25 protein-coding genes and 1 tRNA gene are annotated in these 22,742 nt (G+C 62.1%); 18 read left to right on the top strand and 8 right to left on the bottom strand.

Annotated features, from left to right (window positions below; genetic code table 11):
* Positions 1-41: 41 nt before the first annotated feature.
* The 3 genes from alaS to ACGYKA_RS12255 all read left to right on the top strand — a co-directional run bounded on the left by alaS (position 42) and on the right by ACGYKA_RS12255 (position 3,803).
* The gene (alaS, locus tag ACGYKA_RS12265) at positions 42-2,699 is read left to right on the top strand and encodes an alanine--tRNA ligase (protein ID WP_394409179.1); all 2,658 of its coding nucleotides are present in this window, start codon (positions 42-44) and stop codon (positions 2,697-2,699) included.
* Positions 2,700-2,704: 5 nt separating this feature from the next.
* Positions 2,705-2,992 carry a DUF1330 domain-containing protein gene (locus ACGYKA_RS12260; protein ID WP_093741992.1) on the top strand — a complete coding sequence of 96 codons (288 nt, stop codon included), beginning with the start codon at positions 2,705-2,707 and terminating at the stop codon, positions 2,990-2,992.
* A gap of 85 nt (positions 2,993-3,077) precedes the next feature.
* On the top strand, positions 3,078-3,803 hold the full coding sequence (locus ACGYKA_RS12255) for a phosphatase PAP2 family protein (protein WP_394409182.1): 726 nt from the start codon (positions 3,078-3,080) through the stop codon (positions 3,801-3,803).
* Positions 3,804-3,886: 83 nt separating this feature from the next.
* Here ACGYKA_RS12255 and typA read toward each other — a convergent pair whose 3' ends face one another.
* The 3 genes from typA to ACGYKA_RS12240 all read right to left on the bottom strand — a co-directional run bounded on the left by typA (position 3,887) and on the right by ACGYKA_RS12240 (position 6,650).
* Positions 3,887-5,704 (bottom strand): translational GTPase TypA, encoded by a 1,818-nt coding sequence (typA, locus tag ACGYKA_RS12250; RefSeq protein WP_209218798.1) that lies wholly within the window; start codon positions 5,702-5,704, stop codon positions 3,887-3,889.
* 146 nt (positions 5,705-5,850) lie between these two features.
* Entirely contained in the window at positions 5,851-6,180 is a 330-nt protein-coding gene (locus tag ACGYKA_RS12245) for a multidrug efflux SMR transporter (protein ID WP_067262978.1), read from the bottom strand.
* An 11-nt stretch (positions 6,181-6,191) separates the two neighbouring features.
* Positions 6,192-6,650: an Lrp/AsnC family transcriptional regulator gene (locus tag ACGYKA_RS12240; protein WP_394409185.1), complete on the bottom strand. Its 459-nt coding sequence runs from the start codon at positions 6,648-6,650 to the stop codon at positions 6,192-6,194.
* Between the two features lie 115 nt (positions 6,651-6,765).
* Between ACGYKA_RS12240 and ACGYKA_RS12235 the strand changes: the two genes are divergently transcribed.
* Positions 6,766-6,972, top strand: a complete 207-nt coding sequence (locus tag ACGYKA_RS12235) for a DUF6356 family protein (RefSeq protein ID WP_394409188.1) — start codon at positions 6,766-6,768, stop codon at positions 6,970-6,972.
* Between the two features lie 312 nt (positions 6,973-7,284).
* Here the strand turns inward: ACGYKA_RS12235 and ACGYKA_RS12230 are convergent, their stop codons facing one another.
* The 4 genes from ACGYKA_RS12230 to ACGYKA_RS12215 form a co-directional block, all read right to left on the bottom strand.
* On the bottom strand, positions 7,285-8,499 hold the full coding sequence (locus ACGYKA_RS12230) for an NADP-dependent isocitrate dehydrogenase (protein WP_394409191.1): 1,215 nt from the start codon (positions 8,497-8,499) through the stop codon (positions 7,285-7,287).
* 96 nt (positions 8,500-8,595) lie between these two features.
* Positions 8,596-9,180 (bottom strand): HD family hydrolase, encoded by a 585-nt coding sequence (locus ACGYKA_RS12225; protein ID WP_394409194.1) that lies wholly within the window; start codon positions 9,178-9,180, stop codon positions 8,596-8,598.
* Positions 9,177-9,413: a hypothetical protein gene (locus ACGYKA_RS12220; RefSeq protein WP_394409197.1), complete on the bottom strand. Its 237-nt coding sequence runs from the start codon at positions 9,411-9,413 to the stop codon at positions 9,177-9,179. The genes ACGYKA_RS12225 and ACGYKA_RS12220 overlap by 4 nt, the downstream gene beginning before the upstream one ends.
* Complete coding sequence (locus tag ACGYKA_RS12215; protein WP_067262961.1) at positions 9,413-10,066, bottom strand: alpha/beta hydrolase; 654 nt, start codon at positions 10,064-10,066, stop codon at positions 9,413-9,415. Before ACGYKA_RS12215 ends, ACGYKA_RS12220 begins: the two co-directional genes overlap by 1 nt.
* A gap of 172 nt (positions 10,067-10,238) precedes the next feature.
* Between ACGYKA_RS12215 and ACGYKA_RS12210 the strand changes: the two genes are divergently transcribed.
* The 14 genes from ACGYKA_RS12210 (at position 10,239) to ACGYKA_RS12145 (ending at position 21,911) form a co-directional block, all read left to right on the top strand.
* A complete protein-coding gene (locus ACGYKA_RS12210; RefSeq protein WP_067262959.1) occupies positions 10,239-10,700 on the top strand; it encodes an Rrf2 family transcriptional regulator in 462 nt (153 codons plus the stop codon).
* Between the two features lie 113 nt (positions 10,701-10,813).
* A complete protein-coding gene (locus ACGYKA_RS12205; protein WP_394409200.1) occupies positions 10,814-11,914 on the top strand; it encodes a cysteine desulfurase family protein in 1,101 nt (366 codons plus the stop codon).
* A gap of 36 nt (positions 11,915-11,950) precedes the next feature.
* Positions 11,951-13,474 carry a Fe-S cluster assembly protein SufB gene (sufB, locus tag ACGYKA_RS12200; RefSeq protein WP_209218955.1) on the top strand — a complete coding sequence of 508 codons (1,524 nt, stop codon included), beginning with the start codon at positions 11,951-11,953 and terminating at the stop codon, positions 13,472-13,474.
* On the top strand, positions 13,474-14,280 hold the full coding sequence (locus ACGYKA_RS12195) for a polysaccharide pyruvyl transferase family protein (protein ID WP_394409203.1): 807 nt from the start codon (positions 13,474-13,476) through the stop codon (positions 14,278-14,280). The genes sufB and ACGYKA_RS12195 overlap by 1 nt, the downstream gene beginning before the upstream one ends.
* A gap of 83 nt (positions 14,281-14,363) precedes the next feature.
* On the top strand, positions 14,364-15,119 hold the full coding sequence (gene sufC / locus ACGYKA_RS12190) for a Fe-S cluster assembly ATPase SufC (RefSeq protein ID WP_394409206.1): 756 nt from the start codon (positions 14,364-14,366) through the stop codon (positions 15,117-15,119).
* Positions 15,119-16,399 (top strand): Fe-S cluster assembly protein SufD, encoded by a 1,281-nt coding sequence (sufD, locus tag ACGYKA_RS12185; RefSeq protein ID WP_394409209.1) that lies wholly within the window; start codon positions 15,119-15,121, stop codon positions 16,397-16,399. The genes sufC and sufD overlap by 1 nt, the downstream gene beginning before the upstream one ends.
* Positions 16,399-16,881: a YIP1 family protein gene (locus tag ACGYKA_RS12180; protein ID WP_394409211.1), complete on the top strand. Its 483-nt coding sequence runs from the start codon at positions 16,399-16,401 to the stop codon at positions 16,879-16,881. Before sufD ends, ACGYKA_RS12180 begins: the two co-directional genes overlap by 1 nt.
* Position 16,882: 1 nt before the next feature.
* Entirely contained in the window at positions 16,883-17,458 is a 576-nt protein-coding gene (locus ACGYKA_RS12175) for a YIP1 family protein (RefSeq protein WP_394409214.1), read from the top strand.
* Positions 17,459-17,461: 3 nt separating this feature from the next.
* Entirely contained in the window at positions 17,462-18,682 is a 1,221-nt protein-coding gene (locus ACGYKA_RS12170) for a cysteine desulfurase (protein WP_394409217.1), read from the top strand.
* A 74-nt stretch (positions 18,683-18,756) separates the two neighbouring features.
* Positions 18,757-18,833: transfer RNA gene (locus ACGYKA_RS12165), tRNA-Arg, on the top strand.
* 136 nt (positions 18,834-18,969) lie between these two features.
* Positions 18,970-20,247, top strand: coding sequence for a DUF6538 domain-containing protein (locus ACGYKA_RS12160; RefSeq protein ID WP_394438953.1), 1,278 nt, complete (start codon positions 18,970-18,972; stop codon positions 20,245-20,247).
* A 762-nt stretch (positions 20,248-21,009) separates the two neighbouring features.
* Positions 21,010-21,237, top strand: a complete 228-nt coding sequence (locus ACGYKA_RS12155) for a hypothetical protein (RefSeq protein ID WP_394438951.1) — start codon at positions 21,010-21,012, stop codon at positions 21,235-21,237.
* 10 nt (positions 21,238-21,247) lie between these two features.
* Positions 21,248-21,493, top strand: coding sequence for a hypothetical protein (locus ACGYKA_RS12150; protein ID WP_394438949.1), 246 nt, complete (start codon positions 21,248-21,250; stop codon positions 21,491-21,493).
* A 184-nt stretch (positions 21,494-21,677) separates the two neighbouring features.
* Positions 21,678-21,911, top strand: a complete 234-nt coding sequence (locus ACGYKA_RS12145; protein ID WP_394438947.1) for a hypothetical protein — start codon at positions 21,678-21,680, stop codon at positions 21,909-21,911.
* Positions 21,912-22,328: 417 nt separating this feature from the next.
* Here ACGYKA_RS12145 and ACGYKA_RS12140 read toward each other — a convergent pair whose 3' ends face one another.
* Positions 22,329-22,730, bottom strand: a complete 402-nt coding sequence (locus ACGYKA_RS12140; RefSeq protein WP_394438945.1) for a hypothetical protein — start codon at positions 22,728-22,730, stop codon at positions 22,329-22,331.
* Between the last annotated feature and the right edge of the window lie 12 nt (positions 22,731-22,742).

The raw sequence follows: 22,742 nt of genomic DNA, 5'->3' as shown, positions 1-22,742 counted from the left end.
GGTATTTGGGACCGATCAAATCTGCCCCGGAAGGCCTCGCCATGAAGACGCTGAATGAAATTCGCTCAACTTTTCTGAATTATTTCGATGCGCAGGGGCATCAGATCGTGCCCTCCAGCCCGCTGGTGCCGCGCAACGACCCGACATTGATGTTCACTGCGGCCGGTATGGTCCAGTTCAAGAACCTCTTCACCGGGGTCGAGACGCGCGATTACAGCCGTGCCACCTCGGCGCAGAAATGCGTGCGGGCTGGCGGCAAGCACAATGACCTCGACAATGTCGGCTATACCGCGCGGCATCACACGTTTTTCGAGATGCTCGGCAACTTCAGCTTTGGGGATTACTTCAAGGCCGAAGCGATCCCCTTTGCTTGGGACCTGCTGACCAAGGAGTTCGGCATCGACCCGAACCGCCTTTTGGTCACAGTGTACCATACCGATGAAGAAGCGGTTAAAATCTGGAAGGCCCATACCGGCCTGCCGGATGAGCGCATCATTCGCATCGCGACGGATGATAACTTCTGGTCCGCCGGCCCCACCGGTCCCTGCGGGCCTTGTACCGAGATTTTCTACGATCACGGCGATCACATTTGGGGCGGCCCTCCGGGATCGCCCGAGGAAGACGGTGACCGTTTCGTCGAGATCTGGAACCTCGTTTTCATGCAATACGAGCAGTTCGAAGACGGCACGCGCCAGCCGCTGCCCAACCAGTCAATCGATACCGGGATGGGGATCGAACGGGTGGCGGCGCTGTTGCAGGGAACGAATGACAACTATGCCACCGACCTCATGCGCAACCTGATCGAGGCCAGCGCCCATGCCTCTTCGACCGATCCAGACGGGCCGGGCAAGACCCATCACCGGGTGATCGCGGATCACCTGCGGTCGACCTCCTTTCTGATTGCCGATGGGGTGATGCCCTCCAACGAAGGCCGCGGATATGTGCTGCGCCGGATCATGCGGCGCGCCATGCGCCATGCGCATCTGCTCGGCGTTAAGGATCCTTTAATGCATCAGCTGGTACCATCCTTGGTGCAGCAGATGGGCGCGGCTTACCCTGAGTTGGGGCAGGCGCAATCGCTTATCCGTGAGACTTTGCTGTTGGAGGAAACCCGTTTCCGCCAAACGCTGGATCGCGGTCTGAAGCTGCTGGATGATGAGTTGAGCGGTTTGCCCGAGGGGGCGACCCTGCCGGGGGAGGCGGCATTTAAACTTTATGATACATATGGCTTCCCACTTGATCTGACGCAGGATGCGCTGCGCGAGAAGGGCCGTGCGGTCGATACCGAGGGGTTCGACACGGCGATGGCGGCGCAGAAGGCCAAGGCCCGTGCGGCTTGGGCCGGATCGGGCGAAGCTGCGGATGCTACCGTTTGGTTCGATGTGGCCGACAAAAGCGGCGTGACCGAGTTTTTGGGCTATGACACTGAAAGCGCCGAGGGGCAGATCGTCGCTTTGGTGCAGGGCAGTGATCAGGTCGAAGCCGCCGCAGTAGGCAGCGATGTGCAGGTCGCGCTGAACCAGACTCCGTTTTATGCCGAAAGCGGCGGGCAAGTCGGCGACACCGGCGTGATCCGGACGCAGACCGGTATTGTGAACGTGACCGATACGCGAAAGTCGGCGGGCGTTTTCGTGCATTTCGGCCATGTGATCGAAGGCGAGGTGAAGCCGGGGCAGACCGCTGTTCTTGAGGTGGATCGTTTGCGGCGCAGTGCCATCCGCGCCAACCACTCGGCCACGCACTTGCTGCACGAGGCCCTGCGCAACGCGCTTGGGGATCATGTCTCGCAGCGCGGTTCGCTGAATGCGCATGATCGTCTGCGGTTTGACTTCTCCCATGCCAAGGGGCTGACGCAGGAAGAGTTGAGCCAAGTCGAGCGTGAGGTGAATGATTACATTCGCCAGAACACGCCGGTTGAGACGCGGATCATGACGCCGGACGATGCGCGCGCCATGGGCGCGCAGGCGCTCTTTGGTGAGAAATACGGCGACGAGGTGCGTGTCGTCTCGATGGGGCAGTTGGAAGGGTCCGGCAAGGGCAGCGACAAGTCGACCTATTCGCTGGAGCTTTGCGGCGGCACCCATGTGCGGCAGACGGGTGATATCGGCGCCTTCGTCCTTTTGGGAGACAGCGCGAGCAGCGCGGGCGTCCGCCGGATCGAAGCGCTGACCGGGACCGAGGCTTTGGCATGGCTGCGCGAGCAGGAAGCGGCGCTGAGCCGGGTCGCGGCGGAGTTGAAAACTTCGGCCAGTGACGTGCCGGAACGGGTGCGTGCATTGTTGGACGAACGCCGCAGCTTGTCCAACGAAGTGGCGCAGCTGCGTCGTGAATTGGCGATGTCGGGCGGCGGCGCGGCTGCGCCCGAAGCGCGCGAGGTGAACGGCGTGAAATTCGTAGGCCAAGTGCTGAGCGGTATCACGGGCAAAGACCTGCCGGGTCTGGTGGATGAACATAAGGCCAAGCTCGGCTCGGGCGCGGTATTGTTGATCGCCGACACCGGCGGCAAGGCCGCAGTCGCGGGCGGTGTGACGAAGGATTTGACAGATCGCCTCTCGGCGGTCGACATGGTGAAAGCGGCGGTGGCCGAACTGGGCGGTAAGGGCGGCGGTGGCCGTCCCGACATGGCGCAGGGCGGCGGCGCTTCGGCGGAGAATGCCGAGGCGGCGATTGCCGCGGCTGAGAACATCTTGAAAGGATAAGGCCCATGGGCGCACTTTGGATTGCACATGTCACCGTCACCGATGAGGAGGCGTATAAGAAATACGCCGCCGGCGCCACCGAGGCCATTGCGGCACATGGCGGTAAGTTCATCGCCCGCGGTGGGCGGTTCGTTCAGCTTGAGGGTAAAGAGCGGCCGCGCAACGTGGTGGCGCGTTTCCCCGATGTCGAAACGGCCGAAAAATGTTATCATTCCGATGCTTATCAAGCGGCGTTGAGCCATGCGCGAGGGGCGTCAGAGCGCGAATTGATGATCGTCGAAACCGACGAATGACCCTAAAACGCCCTGCCTGAACGATAGGCGGGGCGTCTTGCATTGCCGGGGTGGAACCTTCCAAGGGGAGGGTGGTTGATCTCTCATGACCTTCGACCGACTATCCGCTTTTGCCCAATGGTGCCGCCGCCATGTGGAGGTGACGACACTGGCCCTGATGGGGCTTTCGATCACAGCCGTTTGGACATTGGCCGAACTGACCGAAGAGGTCGTCGAAGGCAGCACCAGCAGCCTTGACCGTGACATCCTGTTGTTCCTGCGCACGCCCGGCGACCTTTCCGATCCCATCGGCCCGTGGTGGGTCGAGGAAATTGGCCGCGATTTGACGGCGTTGGGCGGGGTCGCGGTGCTGGTACTGACGACCGTCGTCGTCTCGCTCTTTTTCCTGCTGCAACGGCGGTGGTCGACCGCGCTTTACATCCTTGCCACCGTTGGCGGGGGGATCGTGCTGAGCAGCATCGCCAAGGAGTTTTTCGACCGTCCGCGCCCCGACCTCGTCCCGCATGGCTCGCTCGTGCATACGGCAAGCTTCCCCTCGGGGCATTCGATGATGGCGGCGGTGGCCTATCTCACCCTTGGCGCGATGGTGGCGCGGGCGCAGAAACGCTGGGCGCTCAAGGTCTATACGCTGGCGGTTGCCGTCCTGCTCACGCTGCTCGTTGGGATCAGCCGGGTCTATATGGGGGTGCATTGGCCGACGGATGTGGCGGCGGGCTGGCTTGGCGGCGGGGCTTGGGCCATCCTCTGCCTGATTGCAGCGTTGAGTTTGGCGAGGCGTGGGCATATCGATCGCGAGGAAAGCGATACTTAACGCCGCGAGGTCTCCGAGCCCCGGATATGAAAGCGGCAGCGCATCGTAAAATGCGCTGCCGTTTTGTTCTGATTTACCGTAGCTTAGCTGGCTTTTGCCATCCGCTTGCGCTCATGCGGGTCGAGGTAGCGCTTGCGCAGACGCACGGCGTTCGGCGTCACTTCGACCAGCTCGTCGTCGTCGATATAGGCAATCGCTTCTTCAAGGCTCAGCGTCATCGGCGGGGTCAGGCGCACTGCGTCATCGGTGCCCGAAGCGCGCACGTTGGTCAGCTTCTTGCCCTTCAGCGGGTTCACTTCCAGATCGTTGTCGCGGCTGTGCTCGCCGATGATCATGCCAGTGTAGACATCCGCCTGCGCGCCGATCATCATCTTGCCGCGCTCTTCGAGGTTCCACAGCGCGTAGGCGACCGAGGTGCCATTCTCCATCGAGATCAGCACGCCCGCGCGGCGGCCCGGGATCGGACCCTTGTGCGGTGCCCAGCCGTGGAAGACGCGGTTCAACACGCCGGTGCCGCGGGTGTCGGTCAGGAACTCGCCGTGATAGCCGATGAGCCCGCGCGAGGGGACATGGGCGATGATCCGGGTCTTGCCGGCGCCCGCGGGTTTCATCTCGACCAGCTCGCCCTTGCGGGTGCCGGTGATCTTTTCGATCACCGCGCCGGAGTATTCGTCATCCACGTCGATGGTGGCTTCTTCGATTGGCTCATGGCGCACGCCGTCGATCTCTTGGAACAGCACCTGCGGGCGGGAGATCGACAGCTCGAACCCCTCGCGGCGCATGTTCTCGATCAACACGCCCATCTGCAATTCGCCGCGGCCGGCGACTTCGAAAGCCTCGCCGCCCGGTGTGTCGGAGATTTTGATCGCCACGTTGCTCTCCGCTTCTTTCAGCAGACGCTCGCGGATCACGCGGGATTGCACCTTTTTGCCGTCGCGGCCCGCGAGCGGGCTGTCGTTGATGCCAAAGGTCACGGTGATGGTGGGCGGGTCGATCGGCTGCGCCGGGATCGCTTCGTTCACCGAAGGATCGGCCAGCGTATCGGCCACGGTGGCCTTGGCCATGCCCGCGATGGAGACGATGTCCCCCGCTTCGGCCACGTCGATGGCAGTCTGCTCCAGCCCGCGGAAGGCGAGGATTTTGGTGGCGCGGAAGGTCTCGATCTGGGTGCCGTCGCGCGACATCGCTTTGACGGTCTGGCCCGCTTTCAGGGTGCCGGTTTCGACGCGACCGGTCAGGAGGCGGCCTAGAAACGGGTCACCGCCGAGCGTGGTGGCCAGCATGGTGAAGGGCTTGTCGGCGTTTTCGATTTGCTTCGGCGCGGGGACGTGATCAAGGATCAGGTCGAACAGTGCAGAGAGGTCTTTGCGCGGCCCGTCAAGTTCGGCATCCGCCCAGCCGGAGCGGCCCGAGGCATACATATGCGGGAATTCAAGCTGTTCGTCGGTGGCGTCGAGGCTGGCGAAAAGGTCGAAACACTCATCCAGCGCGCGGTCAGGCTCGGCATCCGGCTTGTCGACCTTGTTCAGCACGACGATCGGGCGCAGGCCCAGTTTCAGCGCCTTGGAGGTCACAAATTTGGTCTGAGGCATCGGGCCTTCGGCGGCGTCCACCAAAAGCACCACGCCGTCGACCATCGACAGGATGCGCTCAACCTCGCCGCCGAAGTCGGCGTGGCCCGGCGTGTCGACGATGTTGATGCGGGTGTCGTTCCAGACGACCGAGGTCGGCTTGGCGAAGATGGTGATGCCGCGCTCACGCTCCAGGTCGTTGCTGTCCATGGCGCGTTCAGTGGTCGCCTGGTTTTCACGGTAGGTGCCGGATTGTTTCAGAAGCTCGTCCACCAGCGTCGTCTTGCCGTGGTCGACGTGGGCGATGATTGCGATGTTGCGCAGGTCCATTAAGTCAGCCTTTGGATAGGGGAGGGACGCGCCAACCTGAAGCTGCGCGTATAATTGCGCCGCCCATACCGCGCCCCGGCTACAATTGCTAGCCCTAATGCCGTGACGCCCCCCTTACTGCGCGAAGCTGTGCCACTGGTGCAGCCTTAGTGGGTGGCGCTGTTCGAAAAGAGGTGGATGACCAGAATGCCGCTGATAATCAGCACAAGCCCCAGAACCGCGGGCAGATCGAGCCGCTGACCGAAGAGGACGAAGCCGATAATCGCGATCAGCACGATGCCCAGACCGGCCCAAAAGGCATAGACGATCCCAACCGGCATGACCTTCAGCGCCAGCGACATGCAGTAGAAAGAGATCATGTAAAAGACCACCACCGCCACCGAAGGCCAAAGCCGGGTGAATTGATGCGAAGCCTGCACCGCGGTCGTGCCAAGGGTTTCCGCCACCACGGCGATGATAAGCCACAGGTAATGCATCTCGGTCTTCCTTAGAGCGGGAGTTCGGTGGTTTCCTTGATCTCCTCCATCACGAAACTGGCCGAGACATCCGATAGCGGCACCCGGCGGATCAAGTCCTGATAGAGGCGATCATATCCCGCCATATCCCGAACGCGCGCCCGGATCAAATAGTCCAGATCACCGGTCATTCGGTAGACGCCGAGGATCTCGGGCATGGCTTTCGTGGCGCGGGAGAACTTCTCAAGCCAGTCGGGCGCATGGGCGTTGGTGCGGACTTGGATAAAGACGATGAGGCCGAGGTCGAGTTTCGCCGCGTCCAAGAGCGTCACCCGGTTCTTGATCACGCCTGCGTTCTCCAGCGCCCGGATGCGGCGCCAGCAGGCATTGCGTGACAGGTGGACCGCCGCGCCAAGCGCCTCAAGGGATTGGCCGGCGTCGCGTTGCAGTTCGACCAATATGCGGCGGTCTATGTCATCAAGTGTTATCATGGCGGTAGTTTGGTGGGAAATCTTCTCGCGCACAAGCGGTTGTCGGGAGAGATTTGAGACAACGTCACAAGCAGGCTCGGCTAGGGTGGGAGAAAGGCAGAGACAGGAGTTTCCCATGATCGCACGCATCTTCCTCGACCATCCCGCCAAGGTGGATGAGACGTTTCTGGAGCATATGGCCTTCGCGCTGAAGTTTTCGGGGCTGCTGTTCGCGGCAGCTGGCGCGGCGCTGGTGCATGCGCTGATCCCGTGCCTGTTTGAGAAGACGGCGAGTGGGATCATCGCGAAGCTTTACGCGCGGATGCACAACCGGGGGCAGTGAGGGCCAGCGCGGCTCCAATTTCGCGATGAGGGCCATCGCCTGCCCGCGGGTGGGCGATCTTACGTGGCCTCGTGCCACTTTATGGCTCAGCAATGTTGTGCGTTCCGCGAGTTCACGCCCAGCCTAAACAAATCGCCTACCCGGTCGCACCAAAGGTGCGCCCATATATGGCGGCACGCCTCCGGCGTGACGGGCGGGCAGGCGATGGCCCGGCGCCTACGGCATGGTTCCGGGCCCGGGTGGCACGCGTGACCGAAAAATAGAAAAGGGCCGCATCGTGCGGCCCTCTGTCATTCCAAACATCCGACAGGCTCAGCCCGCCAGCGCCTTGTTCAGGTTCTCATCCACCTTCTCCAAGAACCCCATGGTCGTCAGCCAGCCCTGATCCGGCCCCACCAGCAGGGCAAGGTCCTTGGTCATGAAACCCGATTCCACCGTATCCACCACGACCTTCTCCAGCGTCTCGGCGAAGTTGATCAGCGCGGTGTTTCCGTCCAGCTTGCCCCGGTGCTTCAGCCCGCCGGTCCAAGCGTAGATCGAAGCAATGGAGTTGGTCGACGTCTCCTCGCCCTTCTGGTGCTGCCGGTAATGGCGGGTCACGGTGCCATGGGCGGCCTCGGCCTCCACGATCTTGCCGTCGGGCGTCATCAGCTGCGAGGTCATCAGCCCCAGTGAGCCAAAGCCCTGCGCCACGGTGTCCGACTGCACGTCGCCGTCGTAGTTTTTGCAGGCCCAAACATAGCCGCCCGACCATTTCATCGCCGAGGCGACCATATCGTCGATCAGGCGGTGCTCGTACCAGATGTTTTTCTTCTTGAAGTCCTCGGCGAATTCCGCGTCGAAAATCTCTTGGAACAGGTCTTTGAAACGCCCGTCATAGGCCTTCAGGATCGTGTTCTTGGTCGAGAGATAGACCGGCCAGCCGCGGTTCAGACCATAGTTGAAGGACGCGCGCGCAAAATCGCGGATCGAATCGTCGAGGTTGTACATCGCCATGGTGACACCGGCGGAGGGCGCGTCAAAAACCTCCTTCTCGATGGTCTCGCCATCCTCGCCGACGAATTTGATCGTCAGCTTGCCCTTGCCGGGGAAGCGGAAGTCGGTGGCGCGGTACTGGTCGCCGAAGGCATGGCGGCCAACGACGATCGGCTGCGTCCAGCCCGGCACAAGACGCGGCACGTTGCGGCAGATGATCGGTTCGCGGAAGATCACGCCGCCGAGGATGTTACGGATGGTGCCGTTGGGGCTGCGGTACATGCGTTTGAGGCCGAACTCCTCGACCCGTGCCTCGTCAGGTGTGATGGTAGCACATTTCACACCGACGCCATGTTCGCGGATCGCATGGGCCGCGTCGACGGTGATCTGGTCGTCAGTCTCGTCCCGCACTTCGATGCCGAGGTCGTAATACTTCAGGTCAACGTCAAGATAGGGCGTGATTAGCTTCTTTTTAATGAAATCCCAGATGATCCGGGTCATCTCATCGCCGTCGAGTTCGACGATGGGGTTTTCTACCTTGATCTTCGACATGACGAATTCCTCTGTTTCAGGGTGCGTTTGGCCGTGCTTTAGCCTATTCGGGGCCAAAGAGAAAGATCGTATACAATGGTATGCCGAAGGCTGCGGTCAGGCGCCGACCCCGGCGAAAAAGCTGCTGATGCGGGCGCGGGCATAGGACCAAAGGGCAGGGGCGCCGATGGCGATCTTGCGGCCCACCTTTTCTTCGATTTGCGCTTCCGAGACGTTATAGTCAGTCCAACTGCCGCCGCCGGAGGCGAGGTTTTGCATCGGCGGCTGGAACCGGTCGAGCGATTTTGCAAAGCGGGCAGAAGGGTTTTCGGCGGCCTCGAACTCTTCCCAGATACTGCGCAGGTCATCACGCAGATCGCCGGGCAGCAGGCCAAAGATGCGGTCGGCGGCGATCTGTTCCTGCGCTTCCATCTCTGCGGCGTCATAGTCGCCAAAGATTGGATTGTCGCCCGCGTCGATCTCGACAAGGTCGTGCAGGATCAGCATCTTGATGACGCGGTTGATGTCGACCTCTGGGCCTGCCTGATCGGCCAGCACCAGTGCATAGAGCGTCAGATGCCACGAATGTTCGGCAGAGTTTTCCGCCCGGCTCGCATCGCATAGGGTGGTGCCGCGCAGCACGGTTTTCAGCTTGTCGGCCTCGTTCAGAAAGGCGATCTGCTTGTCCAGCCGCTCTGTCATGTGCCGCCCTTGCCGCGATGGTCGCGCAGCTTGCGTGCCAGAAAAGCGCGGGCCTTGTCGTTCGCCATCCGGGTGCGAACGGCGGTGAGAAAGGCTTCTTCCAGCGTTTGCGACGAGGCGCCCAGCACCTCGCCGACTTCCATAAACAAGCGGTCTTCACCCGTCTCGGCCTGTACGGCGAGACATTCCTCGGCCAATTTATTGGCCAGTTGGGTGACGACCGCGTCCGCCATCAGCGTGTGGATTCCGTCAGGCGGCGTTTGACATAGTCGCTAGTCGAGGTGATCAGCGTGTCCATATGCGGCTCTTCAAAGAAGTGCCCGGCGCCTTCGATCTCCTGATGGGTGATCGTGATGCCCTTTTGCTCGTGCAGCTTGCTGACGAGGTTCGTGGTATCGGCGGGCGGCGCCACGCGGTCGGCGGTGCCGTTGATCACCAGACCCGAGGCCGGGCAGGGCGCGAGGAAGGAAAAGTCGTACATATTCGCAGGCGGAGAGACCGAGATGAAGCCCGTGATCTCAGGCCGGCGCATCAGCAGTTGCATCCCGATCCACGCGCCAAAGGAGAAACCCGCAACCCAGCAGTGCTTGGAGTTGTTGTTCATCGATTGCAGGTAATCGAGCGCCGAGGCCGCATCAGACAATTCGCCGATGCCCTGATCGTATTCGCCCTGGCTGCGGCCCACGCCGCGGAAGTTGAAGCGCAACACGGTGAAACCCATGTTGTAGAACGCATAGTGCAGGTTATAGACGACCTTGTGATTCATCGTGCCGCCGAACTGCGGATGCGGATGCAGCACGATGGCAATCGGGGCGTCACGTTCTTTTTGGGGGTGGTAGCGGCCTTCAAGGCGGCCTTCGGGTCCGGGAAAAATAACCTCGGGCATGGGTATCCCTGTCTAGGGGTTCAAAGATCGCCGCGAATAGTTGACGAATTCGCTAGGCCACCTTAGAACGGTTCTAATCTGGTTCCGCGCAGTGTCGCGTGGATCAGTCTTTGGACTTAGGCATTTAAGCCGCCCACGTCAATCAAATGGCGCGGCGGGTGAGGGTGAGACGATGAAGCTATCTACCAAAGGGCGCTACGCGATGGTCGCTTTGGCCGATATTGCCCTGCAACCCGAGGGCACCTTGGTGTCTCTGGGCGACATTGCCGAGCGGCAGTCGGTCTCTTTGCCCTATCTGGAGCAGTTGTTCGTCAAGCTGCGCCGGGCCGAATTGGTGACCTCTGTCCGGGGGCCGGGCGGCGGGTATCGTTTGGCGCGTCCGGCGGCGGATATTCGCGTGGTCGATGTGCTAGCGGCGGTGGATGAGACGGTGGATGCGATGCACAAGGGGGCGGGCGCCTCGGGCGGGCTGTCGGGCAGCCGGGCGCAATCGCTGACCAACCGGCTGTGGCAGGGGCTGAGCGCGCATGTTTATGTTTTCCTGCACCAGACGCGCCTCTCGGATGTGGTTGAGAATGAGCTGGCCCCCTGTCCGGCGGTGCCGACCCTCTTTGCCGTGGTAGATGAGTCGTGAGGGTGGTTTTGGGCAACGGGCGCGCCTTGGCGGCTGTGGTCTGCGCGGGTGGTGATGTTGAATTTCGGGGGCGCTGCCCCCGGACCCCCGCGGTATTTGGAAAAGGATGAAGGATGCGGGTCTACCTTGACCATAACGCGACCACGCCGCTGCGGGCGGAGGCGCGCGCGGCGATGATCGCGGCGATGGACCTGCCCGGCAACCCGTCCTCGGTCCATGCCGAGGGCCGTGCGGCCAAGGCCGTGGTCGAGCGCGCGCGGGTGCAGGTGGCGGGGCTTGTGGGCTGTGATCCGGTCGATGTGATTTTTACCTCCGGAGCGACTGAAGCGGCAGCGCTTGCGGCTGCGATGGGGGCGCGGGTTGTGACCTCAGCGGTGGAACATGACGCGGTTCTGTCTTGGGGGCAGGCGGCGCGTTTGGGCGTCGACGCACAGGGTGTTTGGGACGGCGACCTGACCGCCGCGGCGGGGGGCGATGTGGTGGCCCTACAGGCCGCGAACAGCGAGACGGGTGTGTTGCAGCAGACCATGCCTTTGGCCCAGCAGTGTTGGGCGATGGAGCGGACGCCCTATGTGTTGGTCGATGCGGTGCAGGCGCTCGGCAAGACCCGGTTCCAGATGGCGACCTCGGGCGCGGATTTCATCCTTGTCTCGGCGCATAAGCTGGGCGGGCCCAAGGGGATCGGCGCGTTGATCGTTAAACGTGGCATTGATCTGGCCGAACATGCGCTGCTGCGCGGCGGCGGGCAGGAGATGGGCCGCCGTTCGGGGACCGAGAATATCCCCGCCATTGCAGGGTTCGGCGCGGCGGCTGAGGCCGCGGCGGCCGATCTGGCGGCGGGGCGTTGGGAAGAGGTGGCAGAACAGCGTGATTTGCTGGAAGCGACCCTTGCGGATGCCGCAAGTCCGACTATTTTTGTAGGGAAAGGCGCTCAGCGCCTGCCCAACACCTCTTGTATCATCACGCCCGGCTGGAAGGGCGAGACCCAAGTGATGCAGATGGACCTTGCCGGTTTTGCCATTTCGGCGGGGTCGGCCTGTTCCAGCGGCAAGGTGCGCGCCAGTGCCGTATTGCGCGCCATGGGCTTTGATGAAACACAGGCCGCCAGCGCGATCCGGGTGTCGCTGGGCCTCGACACCACCCGGGAAGATATCCTGCGGTTCGCCACAAGCTGGACCGCGAAACTGAAAAAGCACGAAACGCGGGCCGCCTGAGCGCCGCCACGGAAAGGAACTGAAACCTTGGAAAATATGACCCTGAAAGAGAATGATGGCGTCAAGGAAGGCGTTGACCAGGAAACCGTGGATGCCGTGCGCGAAGTCGGCGGCAAGTATAAGTACGGCTGGTCCACCGACATTGAGATGGAATACGCTCCCAAAGGGCTGACGCCGGAGATCGTGAAGCTGATCTCGGAAAAGAACGGCGAGCCTGAGTGGATGACCGAATGGCGGCTTGAGGCTTACAACCGTTGGCTCAGCAAGGAAGAGCCGGATTGGGCGATGGTGGATTATCCTGAGATCGACTTTCAGGAGCAGTATTATTACGCTCGCCCCAAAAGCATGGCCGAGAAACCCAAATCGCTCGACGAGGTCGATCCGAAGCTGCTGGCGACCTATGAGAAGCTCGGCATCCCGCTGAAGGAGCAAATGATCCTTGCCGGTGTCGAAGGCGCCGAGGATGCGCCTGCCGAAGGCCGCAAGGTGGCGGTGGACGCGGTGTTCGATTCCGTCTCCGTCGGCACCACCTTTCAAGAAGAGCTGAAGAAGGCCGGCGTGATCTTCTGCTCGATCTCCGAGGCGATCCGCGAATACCCTGATCTGGTGAAAAAGTACCTCGGCTCGGTCGTGCCGGTGTCGGACAACTTCTACGCCACGCTGAACTCCGCCGTCTTCTCCGACGGCTCCTTCGTCTATGTCCCGCCGGGTGTGCGCTGCCCGATGGAGCTGTCGACCTATTTCCGCATCAACGCCGAGAACACTGGCCAGTTCGAGCGCACGCTGATCATCGCCGACAAGGGCTCTTACGTGAGCTACCTCGAAGGCTGCACCGCGCCGCAGCGCGACGAGAGCCAGTTGCACGCCGCCGTGGTCGAGATCATCGTCGAGGAAGACGCGGAAGTGAAATACTCCACCGTCCAGAACTGGTACCCCGGTGACGAGGACGGCAAGGGCGGTATCTACAACTTCGTGACCAAGCGCGCCGATTGCCGCGGCGACCGCGCGAAGGTGATGTGGACGCAGGTCGAGACCGGCTCCGCCGTGACCTGGAAATACCCTTCCTGCATCCTGCGCGGCGACGACAGCCAAGGCGAGTTCTACTCCATCGCCATCGCCAACAACATGCAGCAGGCCGACACCGGCACCAAGATGGTGCACCTCGGCAAGCGCACCAAGTCGCGCATCGTGTCCAAGGGCATCTCGGCGGGCAAGGCGCAGAACACCTATCGGGGCCTCGTCTCGATGCACCCCAAGGCTAAGGAATCGCGCAACTATACCCAGTGCGACAGCCTGTTGATCGGCTCGGAATGCGGGGCCCATACGGTGCCGTATATCGAGGTGAAGAACAACTCGAGCCGCGTGGAGCATGAGGCAACCACCTCCAAGGTGGACGACGACCAGATGTTCTATTGCCGCTCGCGCGGCATGGACGAGGAAGAGGCCGTGGCGCTGGTGGTGAACGGCTTCTGCAAGGACGTGCTGCAGGCGCTGCCGATGGAGTTTGCCATGGAAGCGCAAGCGCTGGTGGCGATCTCGTTGGAAGGCTCCGTCGGCTAATGAGCCTTGATGCGGCGCATACTCCCCTCCGCCTGCATTGGTGGAAAGCGCAGCCGAACTTCGGCGATGCGCTGAGCCCGCTGATCCTGAGCCATGTCTCGGGGCGGCGGGTGGTGCATGCGGGCGTCGATCAGGCGGAGGTCTTTGCGCTCGGCTCGCTGTTGCAGATCGTACGGCGTAATTTCGACAGTCCGCGTGCGGGGGCCAAACCGGTGATCTGGGGCAGCGGCCTGCTGCGTCCCGCGGGGGGGCGTGCGTTCCTGAAGAACATCGAGATTGCCCTGCTGCGCGGGCCGGTGACGGCGGCGCTATTGGGGATCGAGACCGAGGCTTTCGGTGATCCGGGGCTTTTGGTGAACGAGGTGCTGCCCAGCGACGCACCGCGCGGCGACAAGATCGGCATCGTGCCGCATCACACGCTGGCGGACGATCCCGATCTGCTGGACCTCGTCGCCTCCGACAGCGCCTATGTGCTGATCGACCCGCGCGATCCGGTGGAGCAGGTCTGTGCCGCCATCGCGGCCTGCGCCCATGTCTTTGCCTCGTCGCTGCACGGGTTGATCACGGCGGATGCTTACGGCGTGGCCAACACTTGGGTGGCGCCCGAGGGGCAGGGGCGGTTGAAGTTTCACGACTACGCCGCCTCCGTGGGGCGCAACATGCGCGCGCCGATTGCCTTGGCCGATATTCCGGCGGCACCCAAACCCGACGGGCCGCTGACCTACCAAGACGGCATCACGGCCTGCCGCGCCGCGCTGAAAGACAGCTTTCCCGCCGCGCTCTGCGCCCGTCAGGGGGCGGCATGAACTTTAACACGCAGGGGCAAGCCCCTGAAACAACACTGAAATAGCATGAATTGCGGCGCAAGGCGCGCCAGAAGGAGACCGAAATGCTGAGCATCAAGAACCTGCAGGTGAAACTGGAAGAAGAGGACAAGCAGATCCTCAAGGGCGTCGATCTGGAAGTCGAGGCCGGCAAGGTCCATGTCATCATGGGGCCGAACGGCTCGGGCAAGTCCACGCTGAGCTACGTGCTCTCGGGCAAGGACGGCTACGAGGTCACCGAAGGCTCCGCCACGCTCGAAGGCGAAGACATCCTCGAACTGGAACCCGAAAAGCGCGCCGCGGCGGGCCTCTTCCTTGCTTTCCAGTACCCGGTGGAAATCCCCGGCGTCGGCAACATGACTTTCCTGCGCACCGCCGTGAACGCACAGCGCAAGGCGCGCGGCGAAGAGGAAATCTCGGCCGCCGATTTCCTTAAGGAAATCCGCGCCAAGGCGAAAAACCTCAAGATCGACGCCGAGATGCTGAAGCGTCCCGTGAACATGGGCTTCTCCGGCGGTGAGAAAAAGCGCAACGAAATCCTGCAGATGGCGATGCTTGAGCCCAAGATGTGCATCCTCGACGAGACCGACTCGGGCCTCGACGTTGACGCGATGAAACTGGTGGCCGAAGGCGTGAACGCCCTGCGCACCGAGGGCCGCGGTTTCCTCGTCATCACCCACTACCAGCGTCTTCTTGACCACATCAAACCCGACGTCGTGCACATCATGCACGATGGCCGCATCATCAAGACCGGCGGGCCTGAGCTCGCGCTCGAAGTCGAGAACAACGGTTACGCAGACATCCTTGCCGAGGTGGCATAATGGCCGAAGCACAACTGAAAGAAACCCCGACCGAGGCGATGATCGCAGCGCTCGACATGCCGCAGGGTGGCTGGAGCCGTGCGGCGCGCGAAGATGCGCTGGCGCGGGTCCGCGCCATGGGCCTGCCGCAGCGCCGGGATGAATATTGGAAGTTCACCCGTCCCGACACGCTGACCCAGGCCGAGGCGCAGCCTGCCGCGATCTTTGATCACGGCGATGCGCCGCTGTTCGACGGCACCGAGCGCCTGCGCATCGTCTTCGTCGATGGCGTGTTCGATGCCGAAGCCTCGGATGACCTCACGCTCGAAGGCGTCAGCATCGAACGGCTGGCCGCGGCGGACAGCGACCTGCATTGGGCACGCGACCTCTACGGGACGCTGGAAAAGAACGGCCAGACCCCGGTGCAGCGCCCGCTCGCGGCCCTGAACACCGCCTTTGCGACCGATGGCGTTTTGATCCATGTCACCGGCAAGCCGAGCAAGCCAATCAATCTGGTTTATCATCACAAATCAGAGACTTCTGACGCGATGTTGCACCATGTGGTAAAGCTTGACAAAGGTGCGGAAGTCACGCTTTTGGAGAACGGCCCCGCCGCCGCGCGCTTCAATACCGTGATGGAGGTCGAGGTGGCCGACACTGCGCGCTTCCACCATGTGCGCGCACAGGGTCGGGACCACGAGCGCCGTGCCGCGACCCATGTCTTCACCCGTTTGGGCACCGAGTCGCTGTTCAAGAGCTTCACTGTTACCGTGAACGGCGCGCTAACGCGCAACGAATGCGTGATCGAGCTCACTGGCGACGATGCCTCGGCTCATGTCGCGGGCGCCTGCGTCGGCGATGGTGATTTCCACCATGACGACACGGTCTTCATCACCCATGATGCCGAGAACTGCGAAAGCCGTCAGGTCTTCAAGAAGGTGCTGCGCAACGGTGCCACCGGCGTCTTCCAGGGCAAGATCCTCGTCAAGGAAGGCGCGCAGAAGACCGATGGCTACCAGATCAGCCAGTCGCTTCTTCTGGACGGCGACAGCCAGTTCCTCGCCAAACCCGAGCTTGAGATCTACGCCGATGACGTGGCCTGTTCGCATGGCTCGACCTCCGGCGCGATCGACGAGGAGGCACTGTTCTACCTCCGCGCCCGCGGGGTGTCCCATGCCGAGGCGACTGACCTGCTGACGCTCGCCTTCCTTGCCGAAGCGGTGGAGGAGATCGAGGCCGAGGGACTGCGCGAGGAAATCACCGGGCGTCTCAGCTCGTGGTTGGAGCGTCGTAGCGCCTGATGGCTGTTACCAGCGATATCGTTGCGACCTACCGCGGCCCCGGCAAAGTGATGTCGGGGCTGCTTGCGCAGGGACGCAACGAGGTGCGCGTGCTGATGTTCGCGCTGATGGCGGGGCTGCTGATCTTCGTGGCCCTGTCGCCGTATCAAGCCCGCGCGGCGCATCTCGATCCGGACGGGCCGCTCGCGGTGCGCCAGTATTGGAGTGCGTTTTTCTGGATCTTCGTGATGCCCTTGCTGCTCTATGGCTTGGCCGCGATGGTCTGGGGGATCAGCCGTCTCGCGGGGCAACGGCTCAGCGGTTATGCGGTGCGGCTGACCTTGGTTTGGTCGCTCCTTGCCTCTGCACCGATCTTTCTGTTGCTGGGGCTCGCGCTTGGGTTCATCGGGCCGGGCCTACAGGCGCAGATCGTCGGGGTGGTCTGGTTGGCCGTGTTCTTTTGGTTCTGGATCGCGGGCCTTGTTGCCGCGCAGCGGGGCTGAGATGAGCGGCGCCTTGATCCAGCTTGCGCAGACCACCCTGCGCAGCCCCCGCGCGGCAGCGCGCCAGATTGCGGAGCTGCCCTTGGGCAATGATGTCATCTGGACGTCGCTTGCCTTGGTGGCCGCGCTGAACGCGCTCGTCATCTCGGCCACCTTCGTGATCGCGCCGCCCGCCATGGCGCTGCCGAGCTATTTCCAATCGCCGCTGGTGCTCTTCGCGCTGCTGGCCGGGTTGATGGTGCTCTATGTGCATGCGCTGACGTGGGTTGGCCGGGCACTGGGCGGGCAGGGCGCGTTGACGCCGCTTTTGGCTGCCGTCGTGTGGCTTCAGGCGCTTCGCCTCTGCGCCCAACTGGGCATCCTGCTGCTGACTTTGGCCCTACCGCCAGTGGCGCTGCTGGCCTCCTTCGTCGTTACATTTTGGGGTCTTTGGATCCTTTTGAATTTCGTGGCCGAACTCTTGCATCTGCCGGGCCTGTTCTACGCCGCCGCAGTGCTCGCGGGGGCCGCGCTTGGGGTCTTGCTGGGGCTTGGCCTTCTGCTGTCTTTGATCGGGCTGACCGCCCAGGGAGTTTAAGTCATGTTCGACGTTGAAGCCGTCCGGGCGCAGTTTCCAATCCTTGGCCGCGAGGTGAACGGCAAACCGCTGGTCTATCTCGACAATGGCGCTTCGGCCCAGAAGCCGCAGGTGGTGATCGACGCGATTACCCAAGCCTATGCGAGTGAATACTCCAACGTTCACAGGGGCTTGCACTATCTTTCTAATCTAGCGACCGACAAATACGAAAGCGTGCGCGGCACCGTGGCGCGCTTCCTCAACGCCGGGTCGGAAGATGAGATCGTGCTCAACACCGGGGCGACCATGGGGATCAACACCGTGGCCTATGGTTGGGCCATGCCGCGCATGCAGGCGGGCGATGAGATCGTCCTGTCGGTAATGGAGCATCATGCCAATATCGTGCCCTGGCATTTCCTGCGCGAACGGCAAGGCGTGGTGCTGAAATGGGTCGAGGTGGACGCCACCGGCGCGCTTGACCCACAGGCGGTGATCGACGCCATCGGGCCGAAGACAAAGCTGGTTGCAATATCCCACCTTTCCAACGTCTTGGGCACGAAAGTTGATGTGAAAACCATCGCTGAAGCCGCCCATGAGAAGGGCGTTCCAGTCTTGGTCGATGGCTCGCAGGCAGCGGTGCATATGCCGGTCGATGTGCAGGACCTCGGCTGTGATTTCTATGCCGTCACGGGACATAAACTCTATGGCCCCTCCGGTTCGGGCGCGATCTATATCAAGTCCGAGCGCATGGCCGAAATGCGCCCCTTCATCGGCGGCGGTGACATGATCCGGGAAGTCAGCAAGGACGCGGTGAGCTACAACGATCCGCCAATGATGTTCGAAGCCGGCACCCCCGGGATCGTCGGCACCATTGGCTTGGGCGTGGCGCTGGAGTTCATGATGGATCTGGGGATGGAGAATATCGCCGCCCATGAGGACGATCTGCGCGACTACGCGGTCTCGCGGCTCGGCGGTTTGAATTGGCTCAACCTGCAAGGCACGACGCCGGACAAAGCGGCGATCTTTAGCTTCACACTGGACGGCGCCGCCCATGCGCATGACATCTCGACCGTGCTCGACAAGAAAGGCGTGGCCGTCCGGGCTGGGCATCATTGCGCAGCCCCCTTGATGACGCATCTCGGCGTTTCGGCCACCTGCCGCGCGTCCTTTGGCATGTATAACACCCGGGCCGAGGTCGACACATTGGTCGACGCGCTTGAATTGGCGCATGATCTTTTCGCCTAAGGTGAATTTCGCCGCCCTTGCCCCCGGATTTCCCATTGCAGGGGCGGCGCGCTCTGGCTATACCGCCCCTCAGTGGACCCTTAGCTCAGCTGGATAGAGCGCTGCCCTCCGAAGGCAGAGGCCAGAGGTTCGAATCCTCTAGGGTCCGCCACTTCCTTGATTAGCCCTATATCGTAACCATATGATAAATAAGGAAACCCCTTATTTTCATGGCCCTACGCTTGACAGCTCCTGATTTTTTGGTGCACATTTTGGGTCACATTTTTGGTCACAAAGGCAGAATCCAGATGATCGATAAGATCGGCAACACCTACTATCTGCGGCGCCGCGTGCCCGCCCGCTTTGCGGAGGTCGACAGCCGGACCTTTGTGAAGTTCTCCCTTAAGACCGACAGTCTGCGGGACGCTCAGCGCAAGGCCGAGTCCGCTTGGGCGAAGCTCTGCGACGGGTGGGAGGCGAAGCTTGCGGGTGATATCCAGCTCGCCGAGCACAACTTCGCGCAAGCCAAGCGAGACGCCCAGCGCATGGGGCTGGCCTACAAGACGCCCACCGAGATCGCAGGGCTGCCGCTAGCAGAGATCATCGCGCGCGCTGAGGCCGCCGCTGAGGGGCCAGAGGAGGCCACCGCGGCGCTGGGTCTGGCCCCACTACCCGAGATCACTGTGAGCCGAGCTCTGGACGAATACTTCCGGCTTGCCACCGACAAGATCAAAGGCAAGACCGATGACCAGATCAGGCGCTGGCGCAACCCACGCAAGAAAGCCTTCAAGCTCTTCATCGAGGTGGTCGGCGATCGGGCGCTGGGCAGCCTGACCCGCGACGACATGCTGGCCTTCCGTGAGTATCTGATCGAGCGGGTCAATCGCGAGGAGATCACCTCGTCGAGCGCGAACAAGGATATCATCCATCTGGTCGGGGTGCTCCGCTATATCAACGAGATGAAGAACCTCGGGCTGACCCTGCCGGTCGACCGGCTGGCGCTGAAGAAGGACCCGGGCACGCGGAGAGCCGCCTTCAGCCGGGACTGGATCGAGAACAAGCTCCTCGCGAAGGGTGCGCTCGATGGCATGGGCAATGAGGCGCGCCGGGTCGTTCACATCATGGTCAACACCGGGGCCCGGCCATCCGAAATCTGCGGCACGCTCGCGCATCACTTCGATCTCGATGGACCGATCCCCATGATGATGATCCGGCCCGAGGGGCGTCAGCTCAAGAACCACCAGTCGAGCCGGGATGTCCCGCTGGCCGGGGTGGCACTGGAGGCTGCCCGGGAAGCCGTCGAGGAGGCGAAGCGCGCGGGCAGGACTGAGGTCTTCCCGACCTACTGCGGAAAGGACAAGCTGTCGGACGCGGTGAACAAGTTCCTGCGCGAGAACGGCCTGAAGGAGTCCGACCGCACCACGCTCTACAGCTTGCGCCACGCATTCGAAGACCGCATGATCGAGGCGGGTGTGCTGGACCGGGTCCGCCGCGACCTCTTCGGGCATGCCCTGCAAGAGCAGCGCTACGGTGAGGGCGGTGGTGACGAGGTCCGCTACAAAGCGGTGCTTGCGGTCGCGCTGTGACAATAAATCCCGCGCCGCGTTCTTGGCCGCGCGGGGGGGGCTCTGAGTTGTGAGGCGGGAGGCGAGATGAAAAGTGCTTTGAAGAGATGGTGGGACGGCAGAGTTGACCGCGGGGAATACGACCCAACTACCGGGCGTGTTGTTCGCCCTGAGGTCTTGCGACGCCATTGGACTGCAACGGTATCAAGAGCTCTGCTTTCCTTTGCTAGGAGGAAGTGGGAGTGGATATGTATGTTCATCATTGCAGCCGCCGGGGTTTATGTAGGCTACCTTCAAGTTTCTTATGGGTAGTCCAGATAGGAGGGAACTCGTGAGGCGTATCCCGAGAGATCAGCTGGAAAAGCTATGGGTCGCCGAACTGGAGAAGATGGGACCGCGAAATGTGCGGAGCCGCATGAGCTCTGGTGAGGTAGGCAGCAGCGATGGGGCTTCGGTTAATTTCGTGAAGGTTAACGGGAAAAGCGAACCCAGCACGCGGCCCCCAAGGCGTTTTGTAGAGAACTGGCTCTCGGAAAAGGAGGTCTCAGAAACCAAGCGCACTGATATGGAGCATCGACTGATCTGGGTCGCGGCCATCGCTGGCGTGCTTGGCGTCCTATTGGCTGTATTTAAGTAGCATTGGCGAGAGGGGGCGGGCGCGCCTCCTCGCCCAGCTCGAAAACTATTTCCAAAATGGCATAATAGCATTGCATAATTGGCACGAATCACGCTAGGGTCCATCCATAGGCCGATCAACGGTCAACTGGAAAAAAGGAACGGACCATGATCGATCACCGCGAAGCCCACAAAGTCACCCCCGGCATGAAGCTCAAAGCGACCGGCTTTCGGGGCGAGCACTCCATGACCTACGGCAAGGTCTACGAGGCCATCCGCGTCGAGGAGGGCATCTTCGAATCGCGGCCCTTCCTGATCGTCACCAATGACTTCGGCGAGGTGGCGTGCTGGCACCTGTCGCGCTTCTCCTTCATCGACGATGCCGCGGCAGCTTGAGGATCCAGCTATGTCAAAGAACAACTCGAAAGCGAAAGACGTTCTCACCGCAGCCGGCATCGGAGAGCTGGGCCGTGATCTCTACTTACTCGTGGCCGGCATCGATGTCGCCCTCGATGCGCTGCGCCTTCAAGCCAAGATCAAGGGGTTCAAGCCACCGCAGGAGGATTGGCGCGTCAACACCTTTGAGCTGATGGCGGCTCAGAACAGCTACGACATCGACGAGCTGCACAGCAAGCTCGGGGCCGCCGCCTGATGGCCGCGATGACTGCGAGGTGCCGGAGCTGCGGCGCGATAGCCTTCTTTCAGAGTCCCCGCGCTGGGGGTATCGGCACATCGATGATCCTCGCGATGCTGGAGGAGCAAGGATGGCGCGGCCCTCAGTGCTGCCCTGACTGCCGGGCCACGGCCGCCCGGGACATCACGCCGAAGGAGGAAGTATGCCATTTGCCCTGATAGACCCCAACTGGGGCGCCCCCGTGCCGATCGCGAGCACCATCCGCGACACCGAAGAGGCCGCGTGGGTGGCGGCATGCCGATGTAAGGAGGCCGCGCTCTACAGTGGCGCGAGCCAGTACCCGCTGCCTCACGGCTCCGCCGGCACACGCGAAGCCCTGATCGGCTACGGCTTCTGTGTGGCGCCAGTGCGTATTGAGATCGACCAAGCCGGCTAGCGCCGATCACATAGTCATCGGCTTCTTCTTTGGAAACTTGGTGACGTAGGGCCAGCCGGTCCCGCAGCGACATTTCGCACGACTCTCAAACTCGTAATCCGTGATATCCTGAGGCAGGTCCGCCGGCCTCAGGACAACGCTGTGTCCGCACATCCAGCACGTCACCTCGATATGGGTGGTCCCACTTCGGAAGACTCGATCATCCATGTTCTGAGGCCTGTCAGTTCCTGTCGCGCCCCTGACCTTTACCACACCAGCGCAGAAAAAAAGCCCCGCTCAGCATGAACGCTGGCGGGGTTCAGTTTGTGTCAAGTTGCCCACCGGGGAGTAGGACTTTCGAAGTCTGAAAAAGCCTTTCTTTAGTCTAGGATACATGCGGCTGGACCCCGCCGCCGGGATTAGTTCAGTAGAATCAATCTACTGCAAGGTGTTCAGGTGAGACACCAAATTGTACGTCACGGCGGTTAAAACTGCGCCCGCGATCATGGCGCCAGTTACCACAGGCAGCCACGCCCAGTGCGTGTGCAGAGCCCGACCAAACTCCAACCCGCGCGCCTGACCTTCTCGCCAGCCCTTGGCGTAGGCTGAGTTGTAGACCGCCCCGGCCGTCGCGAGGAGCTGCTCATCCCGGCCCAGCCGCTCGAAGGCGGACACGGATAGCTCATCGAGCGCGTCATCCTCCTTGCGGCCAGCGGTGCGCCGGTAGTGCGCGAGCGCCGCCTCCTTGGCCTCGTCGATGGAGCCGCTGCTCACGAAGGTAGAGCCGGTCGTGCGCCAGCCGTTTTCGGTCGCGATGTAGAGCGTGCCGTCGTCGGTCATCGCGCTCTCGTG

The sequence above is a fragment of the Sulfitobacter sp. 1A15106 genome (assembly GCF_043556995.1).
Lineage (GTDB): Bacteria > Pseudomonadota > Alphaproteobacteria > Rhodobacterales > Rhodobacteraceae > Sulfitobacter > Sulfitobacter faviae.
The sequence above is the reverse complement of the archived record's forward strand: the minus strand, read 5'-3'. Positions and strand labels throughout refer to the sequence as shown.